The sequence below is a fragment of the Pseudomonas sp. CBZ-4 genome (assembly GCF_000346755.1).
Taxonomy (GTDB): Bacteria; Pseudomonadota; Gammaproteobacteria; order Pseudomonadales; family Pseudomonadaceae; genus Aquipseudomonas.
Genome location: NZ_ANNV01000008.1, coordinates 1 through 12,095, shown reverse-complemented (window position 1 = coordinate 12,095; position 12,095 = coordinate 1). Strand labels below are relative to the sequence as shown.

The 12,095-nt window shown below is 48.5% G+C and carries 10 protein-coding genes and 1 pseudogene; 8 read left to right on the top strand and 3 right to left on the bottom strand.

From position 1 onward, the window contains the following. Positions 1–55: 55 nt before the first annotated feature. Entirely contained in the window at positions 56–859 is an 804-nt protein-coding gene (locus B348_RS0100950) for a SirB1 family protein (RefSeq protein ID WP_017734299.1), read from the bottom strand. A gap of 187 nt (positions 860–1,046) precedes the next feature. Here B348_RS0100950 and B348_RS0100945 point away from each other — a divergent pair, with 187 nt between their 5' ends. Beyond that, complete coding sequence (locus B348_RS0100945; RefSeq protein WP_017734298.1) at positions 1,047–2,066, top strand: Glu/Leu/Phe/Val dehydrogenase dimerization domain-containing protein; 1,020 nt, start codon at positions 1,047–1,049, stop codon at positions 2,064–2,066. Positions 2,067–2,121: 55 nt separating this feature from the next. On the opposite strand, the gene B348_RS0100940 is transcribed toward B348_RS0100945, so the two are convergent. Continuing rightward, complete coding sequence (locus tag B348_RS0100940) at positions 2,122–2,331, bottom strand: YebG family protein (RefSeq protein WP_017734297.1); 210 nt, start codon at positions 2,329–2,331, stop codon at positions 2,122–2,124. Between the two features lie 542 nt (positions 2,332–2,873). Here B348_RS0100940 and B348_RS1000000130565 point away from each other — a divergent pair. The 5 genes and pseudogenes from B348_RS1000000130565 (at position 2,874) to B348_RS01000000129610 (ending at position 9,812) form a co-directional block, all read left to right on the top strand. Continuing rightward, entirely contained in the window at positions 2,874–4,001 is a 1,128-nt protein-coding gene (locus B348_RS1000000130565) for a tyrosine-type recombinase/integrase (RefSeq protein WP_146013196.1), read from the top strand. Then, on the top strand, positions 3,988–5,451 hold the full coding sequence (locus B348_RS0100935; protein ID WP_017734296.1) for a tyrosine-type recombinase/integrase: 1,464 nt from the start codon (positions 3,988–3,990) through the stop codon (positions 5,449–5,451). Before B348_RS1000000130565 ends, B348_RS0100935 begins: the two co-directional genes overlap by 14 nt. Position 5,452: 1 nt before the next feature. Continuing rightward, complete coding sequence (locus tag B348_RS1000000131450) at positions 5,453–7,582, top strand: hypothetical protein (protein ID WP_146013197.1); 2,130 nt, start codon at positions 5,453–5,455, stop codon at positions 7,580–7,582. 15 nt (positions 7,583–7,597) lie between these two features. Then, the gene (locus B348_RS0100920; protein ID WP_017734294.1) at positions 7,598–8,041 is read left to right on the top strand and encodes a hypothetical protein; all 444 of its coding nucleotides are present in this window, start codon (positions 7,598–7,600) and stop codon (positions 8,039–8,041) included. A gap of 1,440 nt (positions 8,042–9,481) precedes the next feature. Then, positions 9,482–9,812: pseudogene (locus tag B348_RS01000000129610) on the top strand (hypothetical protein). Between the two features lie 327 nt (positions 9,813–10,139). On the opposite strand, the gene B348_RS1000000132110 reads toward B348_RS01000000129610, so the two are convergent. Beyond that, complete coding sequence (locus B348_RS1000000132110; protein ID WP_308220188.1) at positions 10,140–10,535, bottom strand: AbrB/MazE/SpoVT family DNA-binding domain-containing protein; 396 nt, start codon at positions 10,533–10,535, stop codon at positions 10,140–10,142. Positions 10,536–10,673: 138 nt separating this feature from the next. On the opposite strand from B348_RS1000000132110, the gene B348_RS0100895 reads away from it, so the two are divergent. Continuing rightward, positions 10,674–11,840: an SAVED domain-containing protein gene (locus tag B348_RS0100895; RefSeq protein ID WP_017734289.1), complete on the top strand. Its 1,167-nt coding sequence runs from the start codon at positions 10,674–10,676 to the stop codon at positions 11,838–11,840. Beyond that, positions 11,841–12,026 carry a hypothetical protein gene (locus B348_RS0100890; protein WP_017734288.1) on the top strand — a complete coding sequence of 62 codons (186 nt, stop codon included), beginning with the start codon at positions 11,841–11,843 and terminating at the stop codon, positions 12,024–12,026. The last annotated feature ends 69 nt before the right edge of the window (positions 12,027–12,095 follow it).

The following is a 12,095-nucleotide window of genomic DNA, read 5'->3' as shown; positions in this document are numbered from 1 at the left end:
CACACAAGCCAGCTCCCACACAAGCCAGCTCCCACACAAGCCAGACCTCACCTGCTCAGTGCACCACTGAGTTGGGTGGCAAATGGCCCAATCGCTCGGTCAGGCGCAGGCGCTGGATAGGGTCTTCACTGAGCATCAGCGCGTGTTCCAGGTCAAAACGCTCGGCATTGGGACAATCCAGCCGCTGATACAGGCTGGCCCGCGCCAGATAGTCGGCGGCGCTGGCATTGCCCAGCTCCAGCACGCGTTCGGCATCCACCAAGGCTTCCAGCGGTGCATCATTGGCCAGGTGCAGTTGCCGCAGGTTGCGCGACAGCCGTTGCAGGATCGAGCGCGGGTCGGCGCTGTGCAGGTGATCGGCCTGAAGCTTGAGGTTGGGGCCGTATTGGCGTTGCAGCAGTTCGCGGCAATCGTTGGGGTACAGGCGCCGGCCGCCGCAGGGGTCGAGCAGGTGATCGGCGCCGGGCACCCGTAGCAGGAAGTGCCCGGGGAAATTCACGCCGACCATCGGGATGTGCAGGCGTCGCGCCAGTTCCAGCGCGATCAGCCCCATCACCAGGGGTTGCCCGCGCTTGCGTTGCAGCACTTTATCCAACAGGGCAGCGGCGGGGCGCAGCGGGGTGAAGTCGTCCTGGGCAAACCCCAGGTCATTCAGGCGCCGCAGCAACGGCTGGCCCAGTTCATCCGCTGGCAGCAGGGGCATTGCCACGCTGACTTGCTGTTGCAGCAGCGTCAGTTCCTGCAGGATCAGCAACGGCTGCACGGTGGGGTCGTGCTCGGCGGCAATCCACAGGGCTGCCTCAAACAGCGCAGGGGGCGAACGTTCCAGGCAGGCGAAAAAGGCTGTGCGGGGATTCATTGCATTCTCCGGCAGATGCTCCCGTTTTAGCCTTGCTGGGAAATTTCGTCCAGTGGCTTGAGAAATATCCCATTTGCTTATGTCCCATGGCCTACGAAAACGGCTGGCTTATTCCAGCGTAGTCCGTCGGATTTCTACCGTGAGCCTATACTTGGGCCACTACCAGAAGTGATTCGGGAGCTTGACGATGTTTGCGCTCATGCACAGCACCCGCCTTGAATCGCTGCACCTGAGCGTCGATCCGGTCACCGGGCTGAAGGCGGTCATCGCCATCCATAACAGCCGCCTCGGGCCCGCCCTGGGCGGCTGTCGCTACCTCGCTTACCCCGACGACGAAAGTGCCGTGGCCGATGCCGCGCGCCTGGCCCAAGGCATGAGCTACAAGGCCGCCCTGGCCGGGTTGCCGGTGGGCGGTGGCACGGCAGTGATCCTTCGCCCGGTGCACGTGGAAAGCCGCGCCGCACTGTTTGAAGCCTTTGGTCGCTGCGTCGAAAAACTCGACGGTCGCTTCATCACCGCCATCGACAGCGGCACCTCGGTGGCCGACATGGACTGCATCGCCCAACACACGCGCTTCGTCACCAGCACCACCGCCGCCGGCGATCCGTCTTCCCACACCGCCATGGGCGTATTCACCGGCATCCGCGCCAGCGCCATGGCGCGCCTGGGCAGCGACAACCTTGAGGGCTTGCGCGTGGCGGTCCAGGGCCTGGGCAACGTTGGCTACGCCCTGGCCGAACAACTGCACGCGGCCGGTGCCGAGCTGCTGGTGAGCGACATCGACCACGGCAAGGTGCAACTGGCCATGGAGCAACTGGGCGCGCACCCCATCGCCAACGATGCCTTGCTCAGCACCCCCTGCGACATCCTCGCGCCCTGCGGCCTCGGCGCGGTGTTCAACCGCCAGAGCGTCGGCCAACTGCGCTGCGCCGCCGTCGCCGGCTCGGCCAGCGCGCAGCTGACCAACCTGGACATCGCCGACCAACTGGAAGGGCGCGGCATCCTCTACGCCCCTGACTACGTGATCAATTCCGGCGGCCTGATCTACGTCGCCCTCAGGCACAACGGCGCAGAACTGCGCGATATCACTGCGCACCTGTCGAACATCGGCACGCGCCTGACGGAAATCTTCGCCCACGCCCAGGCCGAAAAACGCAGTCCTGCGCGGGTGGCGGACGAACTGGCCGAACGCCTGCTCTACAAATAACCCACGCATTAAAAAGGCCCTGAACCAATGATTCAGGGCCTGTTCAATTCGGGCTTTATTCCGCCGGCGGGTTCAGCAACTCGGACAGTGCGTCCGGTTGGCTCTTGAACGCCTTGGCAAACACATCGCGGTTCTTCGCCATGTAGATCCCGGCTTCCTCCACCTGCTGCTCGCTCAACGACGGCACGGCTTTTTGCAACACTTCTGCAAGCAACTCAGCGAGTTCAAGCATCTTGTCATGACGGTCAGCTTCGGCTTTATCCATGATTTAGTGGATCGAAAGGTGCCTACTTAATTTTAGGAATATATTAAATTGCGGAGTGGCGAACCTGCTGATAGCGCGCTATCGTCAATTAGGGGCGTCATCGCAACGCCTCGGGACCATAGATAGCGACCGCCTGTCGGAGTCCGCTGACGCGCATCTGTACCCACGAACGTTTACTAAGACGTCGGGGTTGTGCGCATGTGTATTAAAAGATCACACCTTCAATATCAATTTCGAGCCGAATCTCTAATTGGTCTACCGGGCGTTGCTTGGTGGGATGCTAAGCCCATGGGCAAGAAATTCTATGTGTCTGTGATCTTCCGCTCGTTATTGTTCGCTATAGGTAAGAAAAATCTATATCGATGTGCATTGTTTGGCTGCATATGGACGGACGCCTGCGAATCTAAATGGGGGCGTGAACTGTGAAAGTTAATCTTCGCATATCGAAGGGTCGAAAAAATCTACGGTATAAACTAGTCAAGTTTCAAGCAGAAGGGATCGGTAGATGCTTATTTGTCAATTCTAGAACACTGGTTCCGTCTTTGGCTGCATCGCTTTTCGAGGCAGCGTACGCCCGAGGGGAAAGAAAAAACAAAGGTAGCATATTTACCCTGTTTCATCACGTAGCATTTTTATTTACTTGGGCTAGCGAAGGAAAAGTCGATTTAGAATTCTATCTATTGAGTGGATTTGGGCTTCGCTATAAACAAATAAAAAGTTTCTCGGATTGGCTCAGTGAGGTGGTTGACAAAGACTCAAACACTATCAGCTCCTACAATAGGCAGGTAATGCAAAGCTGTAAAACTTTTGTCGTGTGGTTTGTTTTCAACTATGTAAGCTCGAGTGAGCTGATTAAGGCGGATGTGGAGTTAATTGCCCTCGTTAATACGCAGCGTTTTTTTTGGAGTAAGGCGACCATTGGAGGGGAGGGAGGAAAACTCGCTTTGGACTTGAGCGATAGTGAAATTAATTCAATCGAGAATCTCTTGCTACATGAATTTGAAGAGGCAAAATTTGACAAGGGTATTTGTCATAGAAATTATTTATTATGGCGACTCGTAAAAGCGTTTGGATTAAGAATTGGTGAGGCACTATCGCTTAGGTTGGAAGATTTGAATTTGTCGGGTAGTGATCCGTATGTTGAAATAGTTCATCTGGATAGAAGAAATAGCAATCTAGACTCCAGAGTTCCTTATAATCCAAAAGTTAAAACGCTAGGTCGATATTTGTATATGCAGCCTGAGGATGATGATCTAGTTGGATTGCTTGAGCTGTATGTAAAGAAATATAGGGTCATGAAGAAATTTATCAGGGGCAAGATGAGAGTGACTAATTTTTTAGATCATGATTATCTGTTTGTTGCGCATGGAAGTTTTGGCGCAGGAAAACCTTTGTCTTGTTCTGCCGCGAGCCGCATCGCAAATGTCATTCAGCGGAAATCTGGAGTAACGTTTAGATGGCATTTGCTTCGCCATTCAAAGTTTAACCGATTATATATTGCAGCTCAGGAATCTCCTGACCGAAGCGCTGCAATCGATAGCATCGTATATATGGGGGGATGGCGAAGTGAAACGTCTTTGCTTCTTTATGCAAACCGGGCAGTGAGAGATTCTACACGTAGAAAAGTTACTGAAAATAATAAGAGGAGGGTTCAGAATGGAAGTCAATGAACAGGGGAAGTATGTAAACAGCGACGGGAATATCTTCATAAAGTGTTACGCTGATCCTTCTTCCTGTTTGTTGATTGATGTGACTGGGCCGAGGATAGAAAGTATCTGGAGGGGCAGAAGGTATTGGATTGACTTTTCCATGTACCTGTTTTGCTCTCAGGTAGTTGATGCAGCATACGAATATGTGTGTGATAAACTTCAAGACCATACGCCGGCAATTGTAAATGAAGTGAAGTCAGCATTAAAGATGATGGCTGTTGTATGGAAGGATGAGTGGAAAAATTTTTCGTCGTTGTCATGGCATGAACTTTTTGAGATGTTCGCTACCGCGTCGAAGTCTATAAGGCTTTGTTTTAGAAAATTTTATACATATTGTGCTGATAATGGTTTGGCCCAGGCGGACGAAATTTACGCTGCTGAACTTAATCAAATTGCAGTGGGCTCGCCATCGACAAGAGTTATATCGGATTGGGATAAAAAACGTGGGGCTTTGACTAACGCAGAGCTGGAGTTGGTGCGCCGAGCGATGCTTGAGAGTGGGAACGAGTCATGGGATGAAAATGTTGCAAGACTTTTTGTTTGGATTTCCTTTGAAACGCTCAAGCGACCAATGCAGATTTCAAGTATGGATATTGAGGCTCTCTGGTCGCCGCCAGGTATTTTAGGTGAAAAAGAATTCTTCTTGAGAATTCCGAAAATTAAGTATAACGCGGGACAGCCCAGTGATTTGTGGCCTATTACAGCTGAACTAGCTAATGAAATTTTAGAGTATGGAAAGCGTGAAGGCGTAAGTGAGTGTCAAAAGGCTAAGGGGCGGCTAATTGTAACATCTAAACCTGGCACAAAATCGAATTTCGACGCTATGATAAAAAACTGGTCCAGAAAAAAGAAAATCATTAGCCCTAGAACCAACGAAATCTTGATTTTGACGCCTTATCGTATTCGTCATAGCGGCGCAACACAAATGGCCATGCAGGGATGTACTAGCGAAGAGATAAGGTATGTGTTGGAGCATAAGAGCCTTTTCGCAGTAAACGCATATATTGACTGCCTAGTATCTGATTTTTGTCCACTCTTGGATCGTGTCGGAAGAAAGTTAGGCGGTATCTTTTCCGAGCTCACAGCTGCATTTTTTGCAGGGAAGATAGCGCCGATTTCGCCAGGTAATCCAATACTGATCCCAGTTATAGCTGCCCCCGCAGTAGTGGGGTCCTGTGGGAGTCAAGTTGCTTGTACTAAACACCCATTTTTTAGCTGTTATAACGGATGTCCATTTTTTATCGCTTGGAAAGATGCCGATCACTACCGGTCTTTGAATTACATAGAAGCTATGTTGAATAAGTGGAATGCGGCAATCAACGGATCCGAACGTAGTAAAGTGCTTAAAGAGTTGGAGCGTGTTTATCAATCCATCACAGATGTGATTGTTAAAATCGAAGCAGGTGACTAAATTGGAATTATTAAAGAAATTAAAAGCAATCGGTATGCCAAGTCAACTAATCGATAAGTGCACGCGGTGGATGCAGATTTTGGAAGATGATATCGATTTTTTTTCTGACAAATGGAATGTTTTGCGTTGGAAAAGACGTCCCGGTAATGCGCGATATTCAAATGTTCTTTTTTCGTCCATTAGTAATCTTGGTCTCAGAGCTGTAGCTAAAGCATACATATTAAATAAGCGCTGGAAATCTAATATCTGTGATGCTACCGCCGTTGGAGATATGAGGGCTATCAAAAAACTGGACGAAATCTTAGGGTCAAAAAGTATTATGCAGGTGAATAATGGTGATTTTGAAATTGCCGTGGGGAATAACGTCAATCTTCAAAAAAAGTTATTTAATTTTGGTTCTTGGCTGAGAATAAATCTAGGTCTTAGAATAAGTTATAAGGCGCTCGCAACCAGCACTATAGAGCATGGTCGGGATGGAACTGAGGAAGGGAGACGTAATAAACTCATACCTATTGAGGTGATGAGAGATTTTTTCGGGCTAGCGTCGAACGAAAGTCTTGCTCCGAAAGATCGCTTTTTTATAAATGCAATTGTACTGAATTCAGCAATGGGGGGGCGTGTTGGCGAGCTGGCAAGTTTGCCAGTTGATTGTTTAGTATTTCATGAGGGCGCGTGGGTGCTCAGACTGTTTCCCGAAAAGGTCGAAGGTCAGACGTTGAGATTGTTTCCACAGGATTTGCTGCCGGCAGTTAAAAGTGCAGTCGAGTTCTTGAAGAACCTAACAGTGGAGGGCAGACGTATAGCGCGCAAAAGAAAAGAATCATCGGCTGTCGATTGGTATAAGGTTTGGAAATCGCCGGAAGCTACAGAGTACTATGCGAGGAGATTTTGTCACGAGTGGACCACCAGCTTTAGTATCTTTACGCCTGATGCAGTTTGGGTTAGTAAACGTAATCAATTTATAGATTTTGTTGGAGTCCAGCGGCGCCTGGGTATCACTGGAGGAGCTAAGTATGTAGGTGTTAGTGCAAGGCATTTTAAAAGACAGGTTAACAGGCAAATGGCACTTAAAGAGGGTGTCTATTATTCTTTTGATTCGAATTGGCGCTCGTTTCCTGTGACGCTTGATACTCCTAATTGGAGGGAAGTATTGTTGGTGCATCCTCATTCGGTTTCATTCAATCGCTTCGAGCAGTTTTATCAGATGCGCTTTAGGCATCACAAAACAGCGACTAGTATTGTGAGGAAGATTTTTGATGTGTGTCTTTCGGATCAGTTGTTGAAAAAATCGTTCCCATTTACATATGACTCCAATTTTGAGGGAGAATTTCATAAACAAATTGAGCCAGTTATTCGAGATGGTACTGGTGCAGTGCTTGAGGTTGAGGATGCGCTGATGGTTCTACCCCGTTTCTTTTTTCATACTTCGTTCAATACGGATTTGGCTAATTATACGATGGTATCTCGAGCACAATTTTGTTATTGGCTGGCCGATGCCGCGAAAGGCCTAGATTCAGTTTTTTCTAAATACAATGTTATTGATCCTAGAACTGGTAATGTTGCCACTTTCACATGGCATGATATACGACACTGGTTGAATACTGTTTACAAGCAAGGGGGGCTGACTGATTTGCAAGTTAATGCGCTCTTGTCTAGAAAAAGCTTAGCGCAGGCGCGAGTATATGATCAGACGTTAGCGATCGATAGAAGCAAAGTTGTTCAGGATTTGCTGACAAGCATCCGGCAAGATAAAGCCATTGGGCAAATACAAGAGACTTATAACATTTTGGGCATGACCGATCGCCAAACTGCCGAACAATACCTCAAAGCCGCAGTACGGATTGTCAATCCAATGCCACATGGGGGATGTACATTAGATTTAGCTCTGAAAACGTGCAGGCATAGTCTCTCTTGCTTGTCAGTCAATGAGCGAGGAGACTGCTGTGAAAGTTTGGTGGTGGATGTAGAGAATGAAGGTCAATTTATTGAGCTGAAAAAAATCAATGATGATGCTAATACTATTAGGGAATATATTCAAGCGAACGGTGGGGAAGGTGGTCATCAAGATGTCCATTTCAGCCGCGTGGCAAGAAGTACCGCTCGCCTGTTGGAGGTTCGCCAACTTAAGTAGCGCCGGAGACTCAAAATGCAGCGTAGAGGAAAGCGGTTGAGTGAGTATCTTAATAAGTCGTTGAATGCATTGAATACTGAATATCTAAGTCGTGGGGAACAATATGTATATAGCCAAAAGGAATTAGCCGTTTTTGCGAGCGTTTCTAGAGAAACTATCAGGAAGCATCAGGGGGAGCTTGATGAAGCCATATCTACACTTTCTCTTAAAAAATATAGTCTGGACAAGGACTCGCACGCTGCCAATTTAAAAGTGAAAATTTCAAAGCTAGAGAATGACTTGACTCGTACAATCATGAGTTATGAGGCGTTGCGCGTGCAATATTTGCACGTGATCAGCGTTATCGTAAAAGAGTCGTTAGATATTTCTAAGTTTATTAGGCGTGATATGGCAGGTGTGGTCGAATGCCCTATTTGCAATCGAATGCCGGAGGTGCGTCTACATGCTATGGACCCTTAGCTGCAATTCGGTAGAAATCAATTTTTTATACTTGATTCGAAGTGTAGGCGCGAATTATTAAATCTATTCCAACCTCAGCGATACCCATAGATAAGGGATATGATCAAATGATTTACTTACCCTCGAAGCTAAGGCGCGCTCATTGAATAAAAATGGCCGTGCATAATTTTATATGGCTTTTAATATGTAGGCGGCTTCAGTCATTATTAAATTCAGTTTGCTAATTTTGGTGATTGGCATTTCAACTAGACGAGCTTTGTTGAAGTTGGTAAATAAGAAGAATCAGCGGATTTTTAATTTTAATATTTTGTGTCGTGAATCCTCTAAGTTGAAGGCGGGCCTACAATAGGTGTAAAAATTTAAGATAACCTGACCAGGTTGGATTTAAATGCGTTAAAGTACTGGGAAACGGACGGCATTATCATCTTGAAGATACATTCAGAAAGTATGACAATGAAAATTCCGGGTTAACGAAAACTCTTCTTCAGAAGCTTGATTCCTCAAAGCCAGAGTCTTGACCACGAATTGCTCAGACTGTATGCACTAAAACTTGTAAATATGATCAGAAATCCTTACGTGCGTAAAGCGCACCCTCGGAATATTTAGAGAGATAATTGGTGCTGTGCCAGACTTTATGCAGAAAAGCGTTATTCGTGTTCACAAAATTTTGATAATGTGGATATGCTTCTTACTTTCAATAAATATTGTGTTTGTTTTACTGGTTTAAATGTTTTCTGCGCTTTGGGAACACCTTTTGGTATACCGTTTCAGCCGCAGAACTTTTCAGGTCTTCACTCTGTTGATGTGGCTGGACCGAAGTTGTCTTAATTGATAATTTTCTTATGACTGACTGTTACCGCTGAATGCTAAGTGCTCCCACACCTATCTGAATATATCCTGGTGACTATAGATTATAGTCAGCAGGATATATTCGGATATTTTCCGCCGGCAGCTATGCATCAGTACGGCAGCGCTACTCTTGCGGTCATTGCCGAAACTAGAATGGTTGAGGTGATGTTTATTCAAGTGGCAGAACGGTTTGCGTTGTGAATCACCATGCTCCAGCGTTTGGTGATACCTTTACCCCAAGACCCCCCTAAAAAAACGATTAGACCTAATGAGATTGACCATGAAAGGCAAACGTAAGGCCGAAACATCCAAGTGGCTCATGAAAGGTCAATTCGAGAGGGAGGCGAGGCTAATACTGCGGAGACGATCCCGTGATGCTTCGAACCATTTCCTTGATGCTGCAGCTATATTTGGAGTCGAGCATGAACCGGTAGGTTTGCTAACGGGTAAATTGCTGTGAGTGATTATATTCTCAAAACTCGCCTCCTAACGTTGTAGAAACCCCACCGATAGTTGATTGCCGGGGGCTTTTAAGGAGATAGATTGACCGCTACTGATCGACAGTTGTCAGTCACTCTTCTGAGAAATAGTATGAATACGGAATTGATGGAAGATGAGATGCGTGGGGCGCTATTCGGTGATTCTGAGCCCTCTACGCCCGCAATTAACTCAGACGTTCAGGACACAGTCACGGATGTCGTGATCGTGCAACCGGGGAAGGCAGCGAGGAAAAAGGCGGTTTCAAAAGGCTTCACATCTAGGTTGAAAGTTACGCTCCGTGTGGGGAGCGAATTCGAGGGTGAGACGCACCAGATGGTGCATGAGGCCGATACGCTGAGCTTACTAGTTGCAGAACGAGAAGCTACAAAGACGGCCAAAAAAATTTAGGTTTGTGAAAGTAGTGTCGGTCACATCGATGTAAGTGGGTACTCTCACTTTTCGCCCGCGGGGTATTAAGCCGCCTTCACTTACCGCGGGGTCATCTAACAGGTTCGTGTCGATTGAAGCTTAAAATATTAGGGGCGTCAGTCATATCCCGGACTGGATTTAACACCATCAATCGATCCAACTCTCAATGTTTAAGTGGTCGCCAACCCAAGCCAGGTATCTAAGGGTGGCGACAGGTAAAAATCGACCAGTTGCAGCGTAGCACCGCAGTTTCTTGTCTAACCCAATAGAGTTTTCTTCGCCGTCGATTGCCCCAATTTCTGTGTGCTAACCTGAGATTTAACTCGAGCCCTGAAATGGTTCAGGGGATAGTTTGATCCTTCGACTTAGGAGTTAAAACAATTGCTCCGTCGACCACTTCAATGGTCAATTCATCGCCGATACTGAGTCCCATGCTCACGAGTAGGTCGGCAGGTAAGTCAACGATGACGTCTCCACTTCCATCTGTAGGATTTTGGCATTTCACGTTCCAGCGCTGAGCTTCGATCATAATATTCTCCACGAGTTGGTCTTGGTAGGAACGATTCATTATGCTCGCGATGCCTAAGCCGGTTGAAGCGTGATAATCACTGCCGTCTGCTTTTGGCCGATTTTCTGCCTCTCCCGAAGTGCTGCAACATACGCTTTGGTCAGCGCCATTACCCATCAGCATTTTCCAGAAAGCGAAAGCTGCCATCACTCCGTTTCGATGAGTCAAAACAAGCGTCCTGCTCGAAGTTGGCTCAGCATTGGTCACCACTCAGATCTCTCTTGAATTTGAGGCAAATGACCTTAATATGATCTTATCTTGCCATCATCGTTTTCAATCATGGATGTTTCTCGGGGGTAGGTCGAAATGGCAGAACCAGAAGACGCTAAGCCCGCGATTGGGCGCTTTAACACGAATGATGAGACGAAGCGGATCGTATGGACACAGACCGCTGGTCATTGCGAACTGTGCGGCACAGATCTAACGTTCGACTATCGTGCCGGCAAGCCAATGAAATGGGGCGAGGTGGCGCATATCCTACCCGCCAGTCCCAAGGGGCCTCGGGGACGCGCGGATCATGATGCTGAGGCGCACACGAACGATACTGCTAACCTGATGCTCCTGTGCCCAGGCTGTCATGACAAAATTGATCGTGACGCAGACGGTTATCCTGAAAATGATTTGAGTGGTTTACACCAAGCATACCTAGAGCGCATCCGAATCGCCGCAACGACCCCTGATGGTGGCAGAGCGATTCCTCTCATTGTTCAGAGTCAGCATTTCCAGACGATCAACGATATTCCCGTTCGCGATCTATTGACTGCGATGTCTGCGGAGGGATTAACCGCCTTCGATCAAGGCATCAAAATTGCCTTCCCTGCGCCCGGACCGCGCGGCAGGGACGCTGCCTATTGGCAGAACGTCAAAGACAGCATCCAGTATGAGCTGGAGCAGCAACTCAAGCGTCGGGGCGGCACCTATGGCGACTCGCCCGCGCTAGCAGTAGTAGGCTTGGCCGATATCCCAGCTTTGATGATGTTGGGCCAGAGCATCGGCGATCGTTCCAAACGCTTAATCTTCTCTTTTCACCGCGAGCATCTTTTGCGCTGGCCCGATCAGTGTGCTGAGCCGCCCAGTTTTCTGTTCACGCCTCCACCCAACGGCGATGGTCCACTGGCGTTGGTGCTCTCCATTTCTGCACAAGTTCCAGTTCGCGACGTGACCGACGCTCTACCCGGTGCACGTATTGCAGAGCTGTCGATCCCTGAACCAAGCTACGCGATGGTACAGAACCGTCGGGTGATTCATGCCTTTCGCGACGCACTCCAAATACGACTGAGTCAGCTTGAGGCTCTGACTCCCGATCCTATCCACGTCTTCGCTGCCATTCCTGCGGCACTGGCCATCGAGTTTGGCGCGTTGCTCACAACGCAGCATCAACATACGTACCTGATCTTCGATCGGGACAAAGAAAACCAAGATCGGTTTACGCAAACACTGCAATTGGGCTCGGTGGCCCAGGAGGCTATGTAAATGCTTTTGAGCAACGAACAGACCAAGCGCAGCAGTTGGGAATATTTTCTGCTTCGCGCCGCGCGGGAAATCTCGCTGTCGGAAGCGCAGTACGAAAAAATCAACGACCGCTACTCCCAACTGGAAAAAATCCTCTCGGCTTCTGACAATCCGTTGCTCGCTGAGGCCCATATCTGTTGCCGCTGACCGAAAACTGACCCAGTAGAGGCTCTTCTGCCGACTGAAAACTGACCCAGGTGTTCAACTGCTTCTGCT